Below are 19,828 nucleotides of genomic sequence, written 5' to 3'. Positions count from 1 at the left end.
AAACAATGAGACGCTGGAACGGTTGGGGTGACGATACGATAGAGTTTGCGCTGAACGAGAATGCGCTGGGCTTTCTGGCGCAGCGCATCGGCGCCGGCTCGCCGGTGGTGGATGCGGCGTTCGAGCAGGCTTGCGCGCGGATCGCGCCATCGCGGCTGCCGCCGCATGACCTGATCGATACCTCGGCCGAGGTCCGGTTGCGCAATGCGCTGGGCCAGAGCCTGCCGGATTGGCTGCGCCTGCGCTATGGCGTGATCGAGACGGCGCCGGATGGTGTGGCCTATCCGGAGAGTCCGGAGCAGGTGCGGGCGCTGATCGATTATGCGCAGCAGTTCAGCGTGGCGCTGATTCCGCAGGGCGGCGGCACCAGCGTGGCCGGGCATTTGACGGCGCCCGCCGGCGCGCAGCCGGTGCTGGCGGTGAACCTGACGCGCATGCGCCAGCTGTATTTCCTGGATACCGAATCGCAGTTGGCGACGTTCGGCGCCGGCGTGTTCGGGCCGGACCTGGAGGCGCAACTGCGCGCGCGCGGCTACACGCTGGGCCACTTCCCGCAGTCGTTCGAGTATTCGACGCTGGGCGGCTGGGTGGTGACGCGGTCGTCCGGCCAGCAATCGCTGCGCTACGGGCGCATCGAGCAGATGTTCAGGGGCGGCAAGGTGGAGACGCCGGCCGGCACGCTGGATATTCCGACCTTCCCGGCGTCGGCGGCAGGCACGGACCTGCGCGAGATGGTGCTGGGTTCGGAGGGGCGCCTCGGCATACTGACCGAGGCCACGGTGCGCGTGACGCCGTTGCCGGAGTACGAGGCGTTTCATGCGGTGTTCTTCCCGAGCTGGGACGCGGCGGAAGCTGCGGTGCGGCAGGTGGTGCAGGGCGGCTTGTCGCTGTCGATGCTGCGCTTGTCCAATCCGCTGGAGACGACCACCATGCTGGCGCTGGCCGGCCACAAGAAGCTGATCTCGGCGCTGGAGCGTTATCTGTCCTGGCGCGGCTGCAAGGACGGCAAGTGCATGCTGATGATAGGCGTGAGCGGCCGCAAGGCGGCAGCCAAGGCGGCGCTGGCCGATGCGCTCGTGCTGGCCGCGCCGCACGGCGGCGTGCATATCGGCCGCAAGATGGGCGACAAGTGGAAGCAGAACCGCTTCCGCAATGTCTACCTGCGCAACACGGCGTGGCAGCACGGCTATGCGATCGATACGGTGGAGACGGCGGTGGACTGGCCGCGCGTCGGCGCCATGATGGGCGCGGTGGAGGCGGCTGCGGCCGACGCGCTGGCGCAGCATGGCGAGCAGGTACACGCCTATACGCACCTGTCGCACCTGTACGCGCAGGGCGCCAGTGTTTATACGACGTTTGTGTACCGGCTGGCCGGCAATTATGAACACGACCTGGCGCGCTGGCGCACGCTCAAGCATGCGGTCAGCATGGCGATCGTCGAGAATGGCGGCACCATCAGCCATCAGCACGGCGTGGGCAGCGACCATGCGCCGTATCTGGTGGCGGAGAAGGGCGAGCTGGGACTGTCGGCGATGCAGGCGCTGTTTGCGCATTTCGATCCGCAGCAGATCATGAATCCCGGGAAGCTGCTGCCATGATGGCGCTGTGGCGCAGCGGCGGGCGCGCCGGCTTGCAGGAGGTGCTGGCGTGCGAGTGGGATCTGATCGTGATCGGCGGTGGCATCACCGGGGCGGGCATCCTGCTGGAGGCGTCGCGGCGCGGCTTGAAGGCGCTGCTGGTGGAGCAGCGGGACTTTGCCTGGGGTACGTCGAGCCGGTCGTCCAAGCTGGTGCATGGCGGCTTGCGGTATCTGAAGGAAGGCCAGTTCGCGTTGACGCGCGAGTCGGTGCATGAGCGGCAGCACTTGCTGCAGCAGGCGGCGGGGCTGGTGGAGCCGCAGAGTTTTGCGTTCGGCGAATTCGAGGGACGCAAGCCCGGCAAGCGCATGTTCCTGCTTGGGCTGGCGATTTACGACCGGATGGCGGGGCAGAAGGCTCGCCATTACTACGGCCTGAATGAGTTCAAGGCGCTGGCGCCGAACGTTTCGACCGATGGACTGAAAGGCGGCATGGTCTATACCGACGCCAAGACGGACGATGCGCGGCTGGTCATGCGCGTGCTGCAGGAGGCGCAGCAGCATGGCGGCGTGGCCGTCAATTACATGGCGGTGGAGTCGCTGCTGCGAACTGACAGCGGCGTGCGCGGTGTGCGGGTGCGCGATGGCCTGAGCGGCGCGCAGCATGAGGTGCGCGCGCGGCTGGTGATCAGCGCCACCGGCGCCTGGGCGGATGGTCTGCGTACGCAGGGCGGTGCGGCGGCGCGCGGCGCCAAGCCACGGCTGCGGCCTTTGCGCGGCAGCCATCTGGTGCTGTCGGCCTGGCGCTTGCCGCTGGCGCAGGCGATCAGTTTGATGCACCCGCAGGATGGCCGTCCGGTGTTCGCCTTCCCGTGGGAGGGCGTGACGCTGGTCGGCACGACGGACGTCGATCACAAGGGCGATTTGTCGAGCGAGGCGGCCATCACGCGCGCCGAAGTCGATTACCTGATGTCGGCTTTGCACGACCAGTTCCCGCAGCTAGGCTTACAGGAGCGCGACGTGATCGCCAGTTATGCGGGTGTGCGGCCGGTGATCGACAGCGGCAAGGCCGATCCGTCGAAGGAGGGCCGCGACCATGCGCTGTGGCTGGAGGACGGCTTGTTGACCGTCACCGGCGGCAAGCTGACCACCTTCCGCGTGATCGCGCTCGACGCGCTCAAGCTGGCGGCCACGTTGCTGCCGGACTGGCGCGACAAGCTGGAACCGCAGCCGGTGTTCGGCACGGCCGCGACGCCCGTCCTGCGCTATCAGCGGCTGCTGCCTGCGGGCCAGGCGCGGCGCCTGCAAGGGCGGTATGGCGCGCTGGCGCAGCAATTGGTGGCCGCCGCGCAGCCGGGCGAGCTGGCGCTGATCGCGGGTACGGAAACCATCTGGGCGCAGCTGCGCTGGGCGGCGCGCTGCGAGTCGGTGCAGAAGCTGGAGGACCTGCTGCTGCGCCGCAGCCGCATCGGCATCCAGCTGCGCGGCGGCGGCGTGGAGATACTCGGCCGCCTGCGCGCCATCTGCCAGCCGGAGCTGGGCTGGAGCGACGAACGCTGGGATGCCGAGCAGGCCGCGTATCTGGCATTATGGAATACCCATTACAGTTTGCCCGCATAAGTACGGGCAGACATCACGAGACTAGAGCGACATGGCCGACCAATACCTACTTTCCATCGACAACGGCACCCAGAGCGTGCGCGCCTTGCTGTTCGATTTGAACGGCAACCTGGCCGCCAAGGCGCAGGTGCATCTGGAGGCCTACTTCTCCGAGCATCCCGGGTGGGCGGAGCATGACGCGGACGGCTATTGGAAGGCGGTCGGCCAGGCGTGCCAGCAGCTGTGGGCCGCCACCGATATTCCCCGCTCCGCCGTCAAGGGCGTGGCGGTGACGACGCAGCGCGGCACGGTGGTCAACCTGGACCGCGACGGCAAGGTGCTGCGGCCGGCGATCACGTGGCTGGACCAGCGCCGCGTGGGCAAGCAGAAACCGTTGAGTTTTTTGTGGCGCACGGCGTTCAAGCTGGCGCGCGTGTCCGGCACCATCGAGTACTTCCGGCGCGAGGCGGAGATCAACTGGATCGCCGAGTATCAGCCGGACATCTGGGCCAGGACCGACAAGTACCTGCTGCTGTCGGGCTTCCTGAATTTTCGCCTGTGCGGACGGCATGTCGATTCCATCGGTTCGCAGGTGGCGTACCTGCCGTTCGACTACAAGCGCCACAAGTGGGCCGGTGCGCGCGACTGGAAATGGGAAGCGCTGGCCATCCGGCGGGAGATGCTGCCGGAGCTGGTGGCGCCGGGTACGGTGATCGGCGCGATCACCGCCGCCGCCGCCGAGGCGACCGGCATCCCGGAAGGCACGCCGCTGGTCGCCGCCGCCGCCGACAAGGCCTGCGAGGTGATCGGCGCGGGCGCGCTGGAGCCGCATATCGCTTGCCTGAGCTATGGCACCACGGCGACCATCAACACCACCACCAAAAAATATGTCGAGGTCACGCCCTTGATACCGCCTTATCCGGCGGCCATTCCGGGCGCCTACAGCACGGAGGTGCAGATCTTCCGCGGCTACTGGATGGTGAACTGGTTCAAGGAGCAGTTCGGGCACTTCGAGCGGATGGCCGGCGCGGAGCAGGGCACCTCGCCGGAGGCGATGTTCGATCTGCTGGTGAACGAGGTGCCTCCCGGTTCGATGGGATTGATGCTGCAGCCTTACTGGAGTCCGGGCATCAAGACGCCGGGGCCTGAGGCCAAGGGGGCGATGATCGGCTTCGGCGACGTCCACACGCGCGCCCATATGTACCGGGCGATCCTCGAAGGCCTGGCCTATGCGCTGCGCGAAGGGCGGGAGCGCATCGAGAAGCGCGGCGGCGTGCCGGTGACGGAGCTGCGCGTGGCCGGCGGCGGTTCGCAGAGCGACGCGGCGATGCAGCTGACGGCCGATATCTTCGGCCTTCCGGCGGCGCGCGCGCACGTGTATGAGACGTCGGGACTGGGCGCGGCCATCGCGGTGGCGGCGGGGCTGGGACTGCACAAGGACTTCGATACCGCGACGCGCGCGATGACGCGGCCTGGCCGGGTGTTCCATCCGATCGAGGCGAACCGGCAGATCTACGACAAGCTGTATCGGCGCGTGTACCTGAACATGTACAAGCAGTTGCAGCCGATGTACCAGGAGATCGCCGATATCACCGGGTATCCGGAGCAGCTGTGACGCAGGCCTGTGGCATAATGCATTTTCGATAATTTTATGCGCATATTGTGTGGAAGCCTTCCGCGTTTGGTTCGCTGCTGTTTGCCGTCGGCCTTAGCGCGCACGCTGCCGGTGCCGACGAAGCGCTGTTGGGTTGCTGGCGCAGCCAGCAGGTGCAGGTGACGCTTGCCGACCAATCGCATAATGACCAGAACGGCGATTGCGTGAGTGAGTACGATGCGGAATTCGTGCGTTCGCGCTGTTCCGGCGCCTCCGGACAGACCGGGACTTTGTCGGCGTGGCAGCGCGTCGGACAGGATACCTTGCGCGTGACGCCGCTCGATCCGTCGACGCGCGCGGCAAAAGGCGCGCCTTCAGAACTCCGGTATCGCATCGAAGACCGTTGGCTGATGATCGAGCGCCAGCTCCCCGCTGGCGTGGCCGGCGCAAAGCAGCCGCGCATTTTGAAATCGGTGTCGGTGCGGGTCCGGCCCGATGCTGGCGGTTCCACGGCGAATTGCACGCCGCGCGGTGAGAGCAAGCTTCGGGTCGGACGCGCACCTGCCAGCTCGCTGGCATTGAGCTTGCCGGCGGGGTGGGAGCCGGTACTGATCGACCCGTATGCCGACGAGCGGCTGCGTCCCGCGGTCAATACCAGTCTGTTCATCGGCGCGTTCGCTCCGGTGGGCGCTTCCGTGTCGCAGTCCAAGCCGGCGCGGATGGTTCTTGTGCTCGATGATGTGCGTTACGGAGCGAAGCCCGTTCAGGCGAGGGACTTCGGCACCGTCAAGCAGCGCTTCGTCGCCGAAATGGGCGCCGCCAAGCTGACATGCGATGAGCCGGACAAGGTGTGTGCGCTTCTGACGGAGGCTTCCGGTAATCAGGCCTATACCGAACTGCTGAATGTGAACGGACGTGTCGCGATCATCACCAGCACGATAGTGGGCGCGAAAGGTGATTCGCTGTCGGTATTGCGCGATGCCGCCCAAACTTTCGCGTCACGGCTGCGCCTCGATAACTCCAATTGATATCTCGCCTTGCTTCATGTTGGTCTGGTGTATAGACTAGATCATATGGTGGAACTAACCTGGAGGCATTATGCGCGCATATGGTGTCTATGAGGCGAAGACGAAATTAGCGGATCTCATCAAACGCGCTCAACAAGGTGAGCGCATAACGATTACCAACCGTGGCGCGCCGGTTGCGGATCTGGTTCCGAGCGTCAGCAGTTCCGTACAGCAGACACGGGATGCCATTGCAGCGATCAAAAGCGCGCGCACTGGGAAAATTACCCAAGCTGAATTTGTCGAAATGCGTACCAAAGGCCGCCGGTAAATGGTCAAGGAATTCTCTGGGCAACTGAAATTGTGCATGTTCTGCGTTGTGCGGAAAAAAACGGCCAGTTAGGGGAGGCGGCGGTCACCGGATTTATTTATCAGCTGGGCCATTTGCCGATCCGAGTAGATAGCGCCGCTCCCGCCGGCCTGCTGCTTGCCGTCGCGGCGGTGTCGCGAGAGTTCAGGCTGACGGGATACGACGCTCAGTATCTTGAGCTTGCGCGCCGACTTAACCTGCCTCTTGCCACTCTGGATAGGGATTTGCGCAAGGCAGCGAAGAAAGCGGGCGTGTCCTTGTACCTGATCTCCCGTAATGGGGTGTGATAGAGGATAAGGAAGTTTTGGCCGTGACATTAAAGAGAACAATAGAGTTGAATTTAGCCCTGATCGAACGTTGGCTCACCGGCCGCAGCCTGGCTCGGGGGCTGTCGCTTCCGTCAAATCATTCCGGCGGATTGTGCGTGGAGGTTGGTAGTGCCGGGGAATTACGCCGCCATGTGTTCGTCGATGCGGGACCTGCATTGAAAGCCTGTGCCGCGCAAATCCACGCACCCCGGATTTTTTTGAAAGCGGCGGTTGCGCCTGATATTATGCGTGCCGCACTTTCCGAACGCTGGACAATAGAAGGTCCGGGATATCTGATGTACGGCCCTGCGGCAACGCCAGGCGCCGTGACATTACCGCCGGACTACCGCGTATCGGTGGATGCCGAACACGGTGGATACATCGCACGTGTTGTCCATGCCAGCGGCGAGTTGGCCGCGTCAGGCCGCATCGCGGTGCATGCGGGCAGCGCTGTGTTTGACCAGATCGTTACCGAAGAAGGCCATCGCCGGCTCGGCCTGGGCAGCGTGGTGATGCAGCATCTCGATGCCGTCGCTGGGAAGGGCGGTGTCGTGGAGCGGCTGCTTGTCGCAACAGAAGCCGGGCGCGCGCTTTACGAACGCCTGGGCTGGACCGTGCTGGCGCCGTGGTCGACGGCGGTGCTGGTTGATTAGTAATCCCCTGAATAGACAACTGAAATCCTTATGATTTATGACCCGCTCGCCGAAGTTATTGATGCGCCTATCGAGTTTGACGATACGACGGTGACGAAGCTGCACATCCTCAGAGTAGTGGAGAAGTTTAATTCTCTTCCGGGAGAAGACACGGCCGAGGAGAAGGCGCGCCTGTCAGCTGTCCTCAATGATTTGCTGGCTCGATTGATTGGGGGCGTTGAGGCCAATCCATCCAAGCTCTGGGTTCTTACCGAATTCCAGCGGTCGTTAAAGCTGGTTGAGAATGAGGACACCGAAGCACGCGAACATTTCGGCACCGAGATGGAGACCATCATGGATGTTCTAGGTATCGAAAGTTCAGACGGCCTGCTTGCCGCCTATCTGGGCGGAATCTGACGATCGATATCGCCAGGGCCGGTACTAGAACTCTCCAATAGCGACGGGCGGCGGCATGCTTGCCGCGCGCCCGTCGCCCCTTACAGGCTGCCCCTCAATTCCAGGCCGATCGCGCGTGGTGCGGTGACGCTGGCGTACGGCATGCCGAGCGTCTTGGTCTGGCCATCGAGGTTGTAGACGTAGCGCTTGTCGAACAGGTTGTTGACTAACAGCGCCACGCCGAATTTGCCGTTGGCGTGGTCCCACGCCAGGCGCAGGTCGGCCTTGCTGCCGGCTTCTCCCGTGCGGAAGGCCGGCGCGTTCATGCACTGCAGGGCGCGCGTGTCGTCGTTGCAGCGCGATTTGCTGTGGTAGCTGCCTTGCAGCGTCGCGCTGATCCTGCCGCCGGGCGCTTCCCAGCTGCCGTTCATGCCGGCCATGCCGCTGAAGAAGGGCGTGCCGACCGGCTGTCCGGAGAGGTTCAGCGGCACGCCGCCGTCGCCGGTGGTCTGGTAGCGGTGGTAGGTCTGGTCGATCAGTTCCAGGCCGGCGAACAGTGTGAGGCCGGGCGCGATGCGGATGCGGCCATCGAGATCAAGCCCCTTGGCCTGCTGGTCGCTGCTGACGATGTTGTAGGTCGAGATGGCGCCGCTGCCGCCTAGCTTGATGTCCTGCAGGTTCTTGAAGCGGTAGGCGAACAGAGAGCCGTTCAGCGTGGCCTTGATGCTCGGGACGTAGAGCTTGAAACCCAGCTCCAGGTTGGTCATCTTCTCGGGCGCGAAGCTCGGGTCGCGCGCCTTGGCGTCGGCCGACGATGGATTCGGCGGGGTGAAGACGTTGAAGCCGCCGGCCTGGTAGCCTTGCGACAGCGATGCAAACAGCAGCAGGTCGCCACTGACTTTATGATCGACCACCACGCGCGGACTCCAGTCGCTCCAGCTGTGCGAGGCGCTGACCGGCGATGCGGCCAGCTGCCCGGCCGCGCTGAACACCACGTTGGCCGGCAGGGTCGAGGCATCCATCCCGGCGGCCGGGCCGTAGGTGTTGAGCAGGCGGTCGAGTTCCGGCGACTGGCGCGCGGGCACGTACCACTGCATGGTCTTGCGGTCGCGGCTCCAGCGCACGCCGGCGGTCAGGTTGGTGGACGGCGTGGCGTGCCAGATGATGTCTTCGTAGATCGACACCGCGCGGCTATGCAGCTTGTTGTAGGTGTTTTCGCCCCACGTGAAATTCGACGAGCCGTCGACGCCCGGCACGCCGGCCTGCGCGAGGCCGCCGAACAACGTGGCGAAATCGGCGGCGCCGCCCTGCATCTGGCTGATGGTGTCCAGCGTCGCGGTGTTGACGATGGCGGACGCGGTCTGGCGTTCGCGGTTGTCGTAGAAGCTCACGCCGGCGATCCAGTCCAGCTTATCGGTCTTGCCGGACAGTTTGAATTCCTGCTGCCAGTTGTAGGCGTTCTTGTGGTCGTCGGTGGACAGGTGGAAGTCGGCGCGGCTGGTGCCGTCGTTGTCGGTCAGGTTGGACGAGGAGAAGGTGCGGAAGGCGGTGGTGGAATGCAGCGTCACGCCGCCCAGCGGCAGTTCGGCGCGCAGCGTCACGCCGTCGAACACGCGCCGCTCGGCGCCGTCGGTGTCGTTCTCCAGCGGCGCCTTGCGCGGATCGACGAAGTTGGCGACGTAGGCCGCATCATAGACACCGGTGTAGCCACCCTGCGGCAGCGTGGGGTCCTTGACCACGCCGAACGCTGGCCAGCCGTGCTGGCGCAGCTGCTCGTGTTCCCACGAGAGGTTGAGCGTGGCGTCCTTGATCTTCTGTTTCAGCGACAGCCGCGTGGCCCATGAGTTGTCGCCGCCGGTGCGGGTGCCGGTGGCGCTGTTGCGTACCCACCCGTCGCTGGCGGCGCGCACCACCACCAGGCGCGCGGCCGTGTCCTGGCCGAGCGGCACGTTGATCATCGCGTCCATGTTGGCGCGGTTGTCGTTGCCCACCTTGACGTGGCCGGCCATGTCGAAACTGCTGTCCGGCTCATTGGTTACGACGGAGATCGCGCCGGCGGCGCTGTTGCGGCCAAACAGCGTCCCTTGCGGCCCTTTGAGCACTTCCACGCGCTGGATGTCGATGAAGTTCATCAGCGCGCCGCCGGTCTTGCCGGTGTAGACGCCGTCCACGTAGATGCCGACCGGCGTATCGGTGCCGATGCCGAAGTCGCCGGGCTGCACGCCGCGTATGCCGAACACCGGCTGCGTTGCCTGGGTGGAGTCCACCTGCAGGCCGGGCAGGTAACCGTTCAGATCACCGAGGTTCTTGGCGCCGAGGTTCTGGATGTCCTTGGCCGATATGACCTCCATCGAGATCGGCACTTCCTGCGCCGACTGCGAGCGCGATTGCGCGGTGACGACCACTTTCTGTATGTCGTCGTTGGCGGCGTGCGCGGCGAGCGTGGCGCCGCCGGCGAAGGCGATGGCGATGCTGTGCGCGAGGGTGCGCAAGCGCTTGGAGGGGGGCTTTGCTGCTGGTGTCTTCACGATATCTCCCGGTTCGATGGTTATGTTTTTTGCTGCCTTGCGAATGGACTGTAGACGCGCGAAGAACGGGGAAGGGGGCTGGATCGGACAGCCGGGGATGCCGGCATGGCCAAGGCGGCCCCACCGTTGTAAGTGCGCCCAAGCGGCCGCCTTGGCCGGAATTGCTCCCTGCCTGTCCTTTTGGCCCCCATGCGGCGGCGGCTTTGTTTGCACAATGAATCCTGGCTTTTCATAAAACGGGAGATAGAAATGGCTGACCAACAGACGGATAAAATTATCGAGTGCGGCGACGCGGTGTGCGTGGTGGGAGCGGGGCCGGGCGGCCTGTCGGCGGCGCGGGCGTTGAAGGGCATGAAGCTGGCGTATGAACAGTTCGAGCGTCATTCGGACGTGGGCGGTATCTGGGACATGAGCAATCCCGGTAGCCCGATCTACGAATCGGCGCACTTCATCTCGTCGCGCGACCTGTCGGGCTTTATCGGTTTTCCGATGCCGAAGTCGTTTCCGGACTATCCCACCAACCAGCAGATACTGAGCTATGTGCGCAGCTATGCCGAAGCCTTCGACCTGCGCGGCGCGATCCGCTTCAACACGGCGGTGCAGAACGTGAAGAAGGAGGACAGCGGCAAGTGGCTTGTGACGCTGGGCGACGGCAGCCGCCGGCGTTATCGCGCCGTGATCTGCGCCACGGGCTGCAACTGGGATCCCAATATGCCGGAGGTGAAGGGACACTTCAACGGCGAGATCCGCCACTCCGTCACCTACAAGAGCAGCGACGAATTCGCCGGCAAGCGGGTGATGATCGTCGGCGCGGGCAACTCGGGCGCGGACATCGGCTGCGACGCGGCGGCGCGCGCGGACAAGGCTTTCATCAGCCTGCGGCGCGGCTACCACTTCATTCCCAAGCATCTGTTTGGCCTGCCGGCCGACCAGGTGAGCGAGAGCGGCCCGCACCTGCCGATGTGGATCGCGCGCCCGGTCATGGGCCTTTTGCTGAAGATGTTCACCGGCGACCTGACCCGCTTCGGCCTGCCCAAGCCGGACCACCGCCTGTTCGAGAGCCATCCGCTGCTCAACTCCCAGCTGCTGCACAATCTCCAGCACGGCAATATCGCCGTCAAGCCGGACGTGGCGAGCTACGACGGCGACGAGGTGGTCTTCAAGGACGGCAGCCGCGAGAAGCTGGACCTGGTGATCTACGCCACCGGCTACAAGTGGAGCTGCAAATACGCGGCCGAATACTTCGAGTGGCGCGGCGGCAGGCCGCAGCTTTACCTGTCGATGTTCAGCCGCGACCACCGCAACCTGTTCGGCATCGGCTATGTCGAGACCAATTCCAGTGCCTACAAGCTGTTCGACACGGAAGCCTTCATGATCGCGGCCTACTTGCGCGACCAGCTGGACAACCCGAGTGGCGCCAGCCGGTTCGATGCGCTGATCGCCAACGATGACCCGGACTTGTCGGGCGGCCTGAAATTCGTCAAGTCGCAGCGGCACGAGGTTTATCTGGAGGCGCATGCGCTCAAGTCCTACCTGAAGCGCCTGCGCAGGAAGATGGGCTGGCCGGAGCTGAGTGAGACCTATTACGACCATCTGCGCACCGGCGCCACGGCGCAACGGTCGCCGGCGCTGCGCGTGGCCGCGTGAGGATCCCATACATGGACAAGACTTTGCAGTACTACCAGCAGCAAGCCGCGCAGCTGGACTTTGAAACCCGCGCGCTGATCGGCGGGCGTTTCGTCAACGCCGTCTCGGCCGAGGAATTCGACTCCGTCAATCCCGCCACCGGGCGGCGGCTGGTTGGCATCGCCCGCTGCGGCGCGGTGGAAGTGGACGATGCGGTCAGCGCGGCGCGCCAGGCCTTCGAGCGCGGACACTGGTCGGGGGCCTCGCCCAAGCACCGCAAGAAGGTGCTGCTGCGATTGGCCGACCTGGTCGAGGCCAACCTGGAGACGCTGGCGATCATGGAGAGCCTGGACTCGGGCAAGCCGATACGCGATGCGCTGGCGGCCGACCTGCCGGACATGATCGAGAGCCTGCGCTGGCACGCCGAGGCGGCCGACAAGCTGTACGACCAGATGGCGCCGACCGCGTCCGATGTGGTGGCGATGATCGTGCGCGAGCCGATCGGCGTGGTGGGCGCGGTCCTGCCGTGGAATTTTCCGCTGTATCTGGCCGGCTGGAAGATCGGCCCGGCGCTCGCCAGCGGCAATTCGATGGTGATCAAGCCCGCCGAGCAGACCTCGCTGACGGCGCTGATGCTGGGCCGCCTGGCGCTGGAGGCCGGCGTGCCGGAGGGCGTGCTCAATATCGTGCCGGGCTACGGCGAGACGGTGGGGCAGGCGATGGGCCGGCACCGCGATATCGACTGCATCAGCTTCACCGGCTCGGGCGAGGTGGGGCGGCTGTTCCTGAAGTATTCGGCCGAGTCGAACCTGAAGCGGGTGGTGCTGGAATGCGGCGGCAAGAGCCCGGCGCTGGTGCTGGCCGATGCCGCCGATTTGCCGCGCGTGGCGCAGCAGGTGGCCACGGGGGCGCTGTTCTGCCAGGGCGAGAACTGCAGCGCGGGTTCGCGCCTGATCGTCCATCGCTCGCGCAAGGACGAGCTGCTGGAACTGGTCAAGGGGGCGTTCGACGAGTGGCGGGTCGGCGATCCGCTCGATCCGGCCACGCGGGTGGGCGCGCTGATCGAGCCTGGCCACATGCAGCGCGTACTGGCCTACATCGACGGCGGCAAGGCGCAGGGCGCGGCGCTGGTGCACGGCGGCGCGCAGGTGCGGCGCGATTCCGGCGGGAGCTTCGTGGAGCCGACGATTTTCGACCATGTGCAGCCTTCGATGAACATCGCCCGCGAGGAGATCTTCGGGCCGGTGCTGTCGGTGCTGGGCTTCGATACGCTGGCCGAGGGCGTGGCGATGGCCAACGACACCAACTACGGCCTGGCCTCGTCGGTCTACACCAGCAACCTGGATGCGGCGCACGGCGTGGCGCGGGCGATACGGGCCGGCACGGTGTCGGTCAACTGCTTTTCCGAAGGCGATACCGGCGTGCCGTTCGGCGGCTACAAGGAGTCCGGCTTCGGCGGGCGCGAGAAATCGCTGATGGCGCACGACCAGTACACCGAGACCAAGACCATCTGGATGCAGCTCGGCGCGGCCGGCGGCACCGGCACCATCTGATAGGAACACACATGGCTATTACTTCGAAGAGCGGCCGGGTCGCTCTCATCACCGGCGGCGCCGGCGGCATCGGCCGCGAGATCTGCCGTGGCTTCATCGAGCGCGGCATCATCTGCGTGCTGGCCGACCACAATCAGGAGGCGCTGGACCGCGCCACCGCCGAGCTGGGGCCGGCGGCGGTCGGCGTGGCGGTGGACCTGTCCGATTTCAGCAAGCTGCCCGCGCTGCTGGCCTTCGTGCAGGCGCGCTACGGGCGGCTGGACATCCTGGTCAACAACGCCGCCATCACCGGCACCGGCCATTTCGAGGAGCGTTCGGTCGACCATATCCTGGGGGAGTTGAACATCAACCTGCTGTCGCCCATCGTGTTGACGCGGCTGGCCTTCGCGGCCCTGCAGCGCAGCGGCGATGGCCGCGTGATCAACACCGTGTCCCTGGGCGGCATCTTCCCGCTGCCGGAGACGGGCGTGTATTCGGCCACCAAGTTCGGGCTGCGCGGGGCCATGCTGTGCCTGGGCATGGACCGCGAACGGCACGGCGTGCATGTGGGCAGCGTGCTGCCTTCGGCCACGGAGACGCCGATGCTGATGCGCGAGGCGGTCGAAGGCGGCAATACGCTGCAGTTTATGGACCCGCCGCAGCAGCCGGCGGACGTGGCGCGCCAGGTGATGCGCATGCTCGACAATCCCTGCCTGGAGCGTTACCCGCGCTGGAGCGAGTCGTGGTCGGTGCGGCTGGCGATGCTGGCGCCGAATTTCCTTCCGCGCTTGATACCGCTGTTCCGCAAGAAGGGCGTGCGCGGCCACGCGCGCTACATGGAATCGCTGCGCAAGCGCGGGCTGGTGGTTTCCAACGAAGGCAAGTGGGAGCTGTCCTGACGGGCCAGCGTTAGGCCCAGGCGTTGGGGCGCGGCGCCGCCGCGCCCTGGCGCACCTGGTTCGGCAGCATGCCGGACCAGCGTTTGAACGCGCGGCGGAAGTTGCGCGCGTCGGTGAAGCCGGTGGCCATGGCGACGTCCACCAGCGGCATGTCGCTGCGCTTGAGCAGGTCGAGCGCGCATTCGTAGCGCACCTGGTCGACCAGCCGCTGGTAGCTCGTGTTCAGGTCCGACAGGCGGCGCCGCAGCGTGCGTTCGCTGAGGTTGAGCGCCGCGCCGATGGTGGCCAGGCCGGGCACTTCGTCGATCGAGACCCGCAACAGGTTCATGATCGATTCCACCAGGTCGTTGCGCGGCTGGTCCACGTTCAGCAGCTTGTCGATCTGCGCCTGCAGCGTGGTCTGCATGTAGCGGTCGTGGGTGGGCAGCGGGCAGTGGAACCAGGCCATGTCGCAGATCAGCCGGTTCATCGGCGCGTTGAACGTCACCGGGCAGCGGAAGTATTCGTTGTAGGCGCTGGCGTAGGCCGGGCGCGGGTAGCGCAGCTCCAGCCGCGCGGGCCGGAAATGCGAGCCGACCAAGGCGCGCGACACCTCCACGCTGCTGACGAAAATCTCCTCGATGAAGAAGGGCTCCATTTCAGGATCGTGGAAGCGGGTGGTGACTTCGGCGACGAAGTGGTGTTCGTCGAGGATGCCGAGTTCATTGACGGTGAGGGCGCCGGCGGCGCGCTGGTGGCGCACCAGGTAGTGGAAGGCTTCTCCCAGCGTGGCGCAGGTCAGCATGCCCAGGCCGGGCAGGCCGAAACAGACCACGGTCTGGCGCGCGCCGGTGGCGATGCCGATGGCCGGGTCGCCCCAGCGCTGCATGGCGCGCTTCACCAGCAGGCTGGTTTGGCGGTAGGAGACGCGGAAGCTGGCGTCGCACAGGTTCTCGGGCGTGAAGCCCAGGCCCTTGCACAGGCGTTCGGGCGAGTGGCCGCGGCTGGCCAGCAATTGCAGGACCTGGCGGATCACATGCGGCGGCACGTCGGCGTCGGAATCGGGATGGTGGGATTTCGCCGTCACGGCAGCTCCTTTTGTAGATGGAGCCAGCATAGTATGGATTCGCGGACGTGGGGCGTCCGGCGTGGAAATGGCCGGATCGGTGTCTCTTTTTGGCCGCTTCGGCCCCCATGCCGCGTGCCGCCGCCGTATGCTTGACTCCAGCGTGCAATCTCGCCGCTCACTTCGGAGGAAAGATGATCATTACGCCAGCGCGGCCCGCGCGCCAAATCCGTCCCACCTTCGTCCTGGCTTGCAGCTGGGCGCTGGGCATCGGCGGCACCACCATGATGCCGCTGCTGGTGACGAACGCGATGGCGCGCCTGCGGCTGGACGAGGGCGCGGCCTCCATGCTGGCCGGGGCGGAGATGGTGGGCATGCTGGCCGGCTGCGTCGCGCTGCCGGCGCTGGCCAGGCGCTGGCCGTCGCAGCTCACCGCCGGTGCGCTGGTGATGCTGGTGTGGAGCCAGGTGCTGTCGGCGCTGACGGTGTCGGCGCCGGCGTTCGCCATGGCGCGTTTCGCTGCCGGCTTTTGCGAGGCGCAGATGATCGTCATGGTCGGCATCTGCCTGGCTTGCCATCGCGACGCGGAACGCCTGTGGGGCGTGGTGCTGCTGCTTTCCGGGCTGGCGGTGGCGGGGGTGTTCACGTTGTTGACGCTGCTGCCGGGCGTGGCGGCGGGCAGCGGGATCTGGTACGGGCTGGCGCTGCTGGCCGCGGTGCGGGGGCGGGCGGCGGGGCGGGGGCCGGCGCTGAGGCCGGCGCCGCAGCCGGCGGGCCATGCCGGCCACCGGCGCGGACGGCGGGAGGTATGGCTGGCGTGGGGCGTGTTCGTCGGCGTCTACAGCGTGCAGGCGGGCGTGTGGGCGGTGTCGGCGCTGCAGGGGGAGCGCATCGGCCTGTCGCTGCCTTCCGTCGGCATGGTGCTGTCGCTGTCGTCGCTGCTGGGCTTCTTCGGCGCGGTGGTGCCGGCCATACCGGCGCTGGCGGCGCGGCGCGGACTGACGGTGATGGCGGCGCTGGTGGTGATGTCGGCGTCGGTGGCGGTCTTCTTCATGGCGCGCAGCGTGGCGGCGTTCTTCGTCGCGCAACTGGCGCTGAACGTGGCCTTCTATACCGTCATGGCGATACTGAACAGCTTCATCTCGGCGCGCGACCACGACGGCAGGCTGCTGTCGCAATCGGTGGTGGTGACCTTCGCGGCGGTGGCGCTGGGGACGGTCGGCGCCGGGGCGCTGTTCCAGGATCTGGGCGGCGTGGGCGTGATCCTGTTTTCGGTGCTGGCGCTGGCGGCCAGCGTGCCGCTCGGGCTCAAGGCCCTGCGCGGCCACGGCCGGATCAGCGCATCACCAGCGCCTTGACGGCCTCCATCGCGGCGCTGCCGGTGGTGGTGGCCTGCACCTGATTGCGGCCGCCCTCCTTGGCCACGTACATGGCGCGGTCGGCGGCGACGAACAGCGATTCGATGTTGTCCAGCTGGTGCGGCCGGATGGTGGCCACGCCGATGCTCACCGTCAGCCACGCCGAGGTGGTCGAGCGCGGGTGCGGGATCTGCAGCGATTCGACGTGGGCGCGGATCGATTCGGCCAGCAGGTGGGCCGAGTCGCCGTCGGTTTCGGCGAACAGCAGCACGAACTCCTCGCCGCCGTAGCGCGCCGCCAGGTCGGTCGGGCGCAGCGCGTGCGAGGCGATGGCCTGCGCTACCTGCTGCAGGCAGGCGTCGCCGGCCGGGTGGCCCAGGGTGTCGTTGTACAGCTTGAAGTGGTCGACGTCCAGCACCACCAGCGACAGGGGCAGGCCGCTGCGCATGGCGCGCTGCCATTCCTTTTCGAGGAAGGTGTCGAAGTGGCGGCGGTTGGCGATCTTGGTCAGCGGGTCGACCATGGCGGCGCGCTGCAGCGCGTCCTCCGACTGCTTGTGGTGGGTGATGTCGTGCAGCAGGCCGATGAACAGCGGCTGGCGCAGGTACATCGGCGTCAGCGTCAGGTCCATGCACACCGAGCTGCCGTCGCGGTGGCGGATGATCACTTCGCGCGTGCCGTGGCTGTGCGCCGACTCCGGCGCGGCGGCGTAGCGGTCGAAGTAGTCCAGGTATTCCTGCGCCACCAGGGGATTGAGCAGGTCGGCGATGGAGCTGCCGGCCAGCTCGTTTTCCTGGTAGCCCAGGTATTTGTCGCAGGCCGGGTTGGTGAACTGGATGCGGCCGTCCGCCTCGATGATCAGCAGGCCCTCGGCCATGTTGTTGACGATGGTGCGCAGGCGCTCGGCCTGCTCCTCCTGGGTCTCGCTGCGGCTGCGGATGTTGAGCTGCGTGCGTACGCGGGCGCTCACCTCGGCCATGCGCAGCGGCTTGCTGATGTAGTCCACCGCGCCGATGTCGAAGCCGGCCACCACGTCCTCGGTCCCGGTGCGCGCGCTCATGAAGATGACCGGGATGCGCTGGGTGGCGGCGTGGCTCTTGAGCTGGCGGCAGGTCTCGAAGCCGTCCATGCCGGGCATGACCACGTCGAGCAGGATCAGGTCGGGATGGACGCGGCGGGCGATCTTCAGCGCCCGTTCGCCCGAGGTGGCGACAAAGGTCTGGTAGCCTTGCTGGACCATCAGCTTGCGCAGCGCGCTCAGGTTCTCCGGCGCGTCGTCCACTATGAGTATCGCGGCGTCGCGCCGCGTGGCCAGAAGAGGATTGGAGACTGGGTTGAACAAGGGCTGGCCTGATAGGAAAGTGACTATTCGTTCAAATCATAACGCGTCGGCCCGCCGCCATGTGAAAAATCATGGGCAGTTTTTTGAGGATTTCTTCGGAATTGGCGGCGATGCCACGCCAGCATGCGAGTGGCTTACTTAATGTTGATGGGATGTTATGGCTTTGGCCGGCGATCGTTACTTTTGGTGATAAAGTCGCGGCGGCTTTGTTGTATTTGTGGGCGGCGCGCGGCCGCCCACAAATGGCGGGACGTTTAGATCTTGGCGGCGATCAGCTTGCCGAGGATCTCGATGCCGGTGCGGATGCGGTCCGGCGCCACGGTGACGAAGGACAGGCGCAGCGTGTTGGTCTCCGGCTCGTTGGCGTAGAACGGCGAACCCGGAACGAAGGCGACCTTCTGGGCGATGGCTTCGTCCAGCAGCTTCATGGCGTCGATGTGCTTAGGCAGCGTGACCCAGATGAACATGCCGCCTTCCGGCTTGGTCCACTCGACGCCGGCCGGGAAGTGCTGGGCCATGGCGTCCAGCATGACCTGGCACTGGTCACCGTACAGGGCGCGGATCTTCGGGATGTGGCGGCCCAGGAAGCCGTCCTTGATCACTTCGTGCACGACCATCTGGGTCAGCTGCGAGGTGTGCAGGTCGGCGGCCTGCTTGGCCAGCTCCAGGCGGCGCACCAGCGGCAGCGGGGCGACCACGTAGCCCAGGCGGATGCCGGGGGTCAGCACCTTGGAGAAGGAGCCCATGTAGATCACGCCGTCCGGGTTCATCGCCACCATCTTCGGCAGCGGGTCGCCCTTGTAGCTCAGGGCGCCGTACGGGTCGTCCTCGATCAGCGGCAGGCCGAGGCGGGCGCAGGTTTCCACCAGCTCCAGGCGGCGCTCGACGGACAGGGTGCGGCCGGTCGGGTTCTGGAAGTTCGGCAGCGCGTACAGCAGGCGCGCGCCCTGGGCGACGGCGTCCAGCGACGACGGCACCAGGCCATGTTCGTCGGTGGCGACGGATTTGAATTCAGGACGGTAGACCGAGAACGCCTGCAGCGCGCCCAGGTAGGACGGGGTCTCGACCAGCACGCGGCTGCCTTCGTCGATCAGCACCTTGCCCAGCAGGTCCAGCGCCTGCTGGGAGCCGGAGGTCATCAAGACCTGTTCCGGCACGATTTTCGCGCCGTTGGTGGAGAGCGAGTCGGCGATCCACTGGCGCAGCGGCAGGTAGCCGTCGGTCGGGCCGTATTGCAGGGCGACCTTGCCGTTTTCGCTGAGCACCTTGTCGAAGGCGGCTTTCATCTCGTCGACCGGGAAGGTCAGCGGCGACGGCAGGCCGCCGGCGAAGGAGATGATCTCCGGCTGCTGGGTGATCTTGAGGATCTCGCGGATGAAGGACGATTGCAGCTGGTCGGCGCGTTCGGAGAAGCGCCACTGGATCGGATTGGGGTTTTCGATTTTCATACATGTCTCACTAAAGGTAACCGGCGCTGCCGGTTGTTCATCAAGCTCGCTTGTGGCGTGCTCTTATAAAAGGAACGGCTTCGGGTAAGAAGCCGCCCGCTTACGCGACTTCCGCGATCAGTTCGATTTCGACGCAGGCGCCAAGCGGGATTTGTGCGACACCAAAGGCCGAGCGGGCGTGCTTGCCGGCTTCGCCGAAGACTTCGCCCAGCAGCTCGGAGGCGCCGTTGGTGACCAGGTGCTGTTCGGTAAATTCGGGCGTGGAGTTCACCAGGCTCATGACCTTGACGATGCGCTTGACGCGGGTCAGGTCGCCGCCGACGGCGGCCTGCAGGGTGCCCATCAGGTCGACGGCGATGGCGCGCGCGGCGGCCTTGCCTTCGGCGGTGTCGATGTTCTTGCCCAGCTGGCCGACCCACACGCTGCCGTCGGCGCGCTTGGCGATATGACCCGACAGGAACACCAGGTTGCCGGTTTGGGCGTACATGACGTAGGCCGCCGCCGGGGTGGCGGGTGCGGCGAGGGTGATATCGAGCGCTTTCAGTTTTTCGTAGACAGACATGTGGTTATC

The 19,828-nt window shown here is 65.9% G+C and carries 17 protein-coding genes; 12 read left to right on the top strand and 5 right to left on the bottom strand.

Annotation, left to right across the window (positions count from 1 at the left end; translation table 11 throughout):
• Nucleotides 1–5 precede the first annotated feature (5 nt).
• The 8 genes from HUX88_RS19260 (at nt 6) to HUX88_RS19225 (ending at nt 7,500) form a co-directional block, all read left to right on the top strand.
• The gene (locus HUX88_RS19260; RefSeq protein WP_176362806.1) at nt 6–1,598 is read left to right on the top strand and encodes an FAD-binding oxidoreductase; all 1,593 of its coding nucleotides are present in this window, start codon (nt 6–8) and stop codon (nt 1,596–1,598) included.
• A complete protein-coding gene (locus HUX88_RS19255) occupies nt 1,595–3,196 on the top strand; it encodes a glycerol-3-phosphate dehydrogenase/oxidase (protein WP_176362805.1) in 1,602 nt (533 codons plus the stop codon). Before HUX88_RS19260 ends, HUX88_RS19255 begins: the two co-directional genes overlap by 4 nt.
• A 31-nt stretch (nt 3,197–3,227) precedes the next feature.
• The gene (locus HUX88_RS19250; RefSeq protein WP_117013600.1) at nt 3,228–4,790 is read left to right on the top strand and encodes an FGGY-family carbohydrate kinase; all 1,563 of its coding nucleotides are present in this window, start codon (nt 3,228–3,230) and stop codon (nt 4,788–4,790) included.
• 47 nt (nt 4,791–4,837) lie between these two features.
• Complete coding sequence (locus HUX88_RS19245; protein WP_176362804.1) at nt 4,838–5,797, top strand: hypothetical protein; 960 nt, start codon at nt 4,838–4,840, stop codon at nt 5,795–5,797.
• Nucleotides 5,798–5,867: 70 nt separating this feature from the next.
• Entirely contained in the window at nt 5,868–6,104 is a 237-nt protein-coding gene (locus HUX88_RS19240; protein WP_176362803.1) for a type II toxin-antitoxin system Phd/YefM family antitoxin, read from the top strand.
• Between the two features lie 32 nt (nt 6,105–6,136).
• On the top strand, nt 6,137–6,430 hold the full coding sequence (locus tag HUX88_RS19235) for a type II toxin-antitoxin system VapC family toxin (protein WP_176362802.1): 294 nt from the start codon (nt 6,137–6,139) through the stop codon (nt 6,428–6,430).
• A gap of 23 nt (nt 6,431–6,453) precedes the next feature.
• On the top strand, nt 6,454–7,104 hold the full coding sequence (locus tag HUX88_RS19230; protein ID WP_373886814.1) for a GNAT family N-acetyltransferase: 651 nt from the start codon (nt 6,454–6,456) through the stop codon (nt 7,102–7,104).
• 30 nt (nt 7,105–7,134) lie between these two features.
• Nucleotides 7,135–7,500, top strand: coding sequence for a DUF4844 domain-containing protein (locus tag HUX88_RS19225; protein ID WP_176362801.1), 366 nt, complete (start codon nt 7,135–7,137; stop codon nt 7,498–7,500).
• An 80-nt stretch (nt 7,501–7,580) separates the two neighbouring features.
• Here the strand turns inward: HUX88_RS19225 and HUX88_RS19220 are convergent, their stop codons facing one another.
• Complete coding sequence (locus tag HUX88_RS19220; RefSeq protein WP_373886813.1) at nt 7,581–10,007, bottom strand: TonB-dependent receptor; 2,427 nt, start codon at nt 10,005–10,007, stop codon at nt 7,581–7,583.
• Between the two features lie 249 nt (nt 10,008–10,256).
• Between HUX88_RS19220 and HUX88_RS32470 the strand changes: the two genes are divergently transcribed.
• The 3 genes from HUX88_RS32470 to HUX88_RS19205 are packed head-to-tail and all read left to right on the top strand — an operon-like array spanning nt 10,257 to nt 14,064.
• On the top strand, nt 10,257–11,654 hold the full coding sequence (locus HUX88_RS32470; RefSeq protein ID WP_117013606.1) for an NAD(P)/FAD-dependent oxidoreductase: 1,398 nt from the start codon (nt 10,257–10,259) through the stop codon (nt 11,652–11,654).
• Nucleotides 11,655–11,665: 11 nt separating this feature from the next.
• A complete protein-coding gene (locus HUX88_RS19210) occupies nt 11,666–13,186 on the top strand; it encodes an aldehyde dehydrogenase (RefSeq protein WP_176362800.1) in 1,521 nt (506 codons plus the stop codon).
• Nucleotides 13,187–13,197: 11 nt separating this feature from the next.
• Nucleotides 13,198–14,064: an SDR family oxidoreductase gene (locus HUX88_RS19205; protein ID WP_176362799.1), complete on the top strand. Its 867-nt coding sequence runs from the start codon at nt 13,198–13,200 to the stop codon at nt 14,062–14,064.
• A 10-nt stretch (nt 14,065–14,074) separates the two neighbouring features.
• Here HUX88_RS19205 and HUX88_RS19200 read toward each other — a convergent pair whose 3' ends face one another.
• Complete coding sequence (locus HUX88_RS19200; protein ID WP_176362798.1) at nt 14,075–15,130, bottom strand: AraC family transcriptional regulator; 1,056 nt, start codon at nt 15,128–15,130, stop codon at nt 14,075–14,077.
• A gap of 173 nt (nt 15,131–15,303) precedes the next feature.
• On the opposite strand from HUX88_RS19200, the gene HUX88_RS19195 reads away from it, so the two are divergent.
• On the top strand, nt 15,304–16,467 hold the full coding sequence (locus tag HUX88_RS19195; protein ID WP_176362797.1) for a hypothetical protein: 1,164 nt from the start codon (nt 15,304–15,306) through the stop codon (nt 16,465–16,467).
• Here the strand turns inward: HUX88_RS19195 and HUX88_RS19190 are convergent.
• From HUX88_RS19190 to HUX88_RS19180, 3 genes are all read right to left on the bottom strand, one after another.
• On the bottom strand, nt 16,445–17,809 hold the full coding sequence (locus HUX88_RS19190) for a diguanylate cyclase domain-containing protein (RefSeq protein WP_217916374.1): 1,365 nt from the start codon (nt 17,807–17,809) through the stop codon (nt 16,445–16,447). The two genes, HUX88_RS19195 and HUX88_RS19190, sit on opposite strands and share 23 nt — an antisense overlap.
• Nucleotides 17,810–18,063: 254 nt before the next feature.
• Nucleotides 18,064–19,257 (bottom strand): PLP-dependent aminotransferase family protein, encoded by a 1,194-nt coding sequence (locus HUX88_RS19185; protein ID WP_117013611.1) that lies wholly within the window; start codon nt 19,255–19,257, stop codon nt 18,064–18,066.
• Between the two features lie 100 nt (nt 19,258–19,357).
• The gene (locus HUX88_RS19180) at nt 19,358–19,819 is read right to left on the bottom strand and encodes a RidA family protein (RefSeq protein WP_117013612.1); all 462 of its coding nucleotides are present in this window, start codon (nt 19,817–19,819) and stop codon (nt 19,358–19,360) included.
• Nucleotides 19,820–19,828 lie beyond the last annotated feature (9 nt).

This window comes from Duganella sp. BJB1802 (assembly GCF_013369445.1).
GTDB classification, from domain to species: Bacteria; Pseudomonadota; Gammaproteobacteria; order Burkholderiales; family Burkholderiaceae_D; genus Rugamonas; species Rugamonas vulcania_A.
This window is presented reverse-complemented; position numbering and strand designations above follow the sequence as displayed.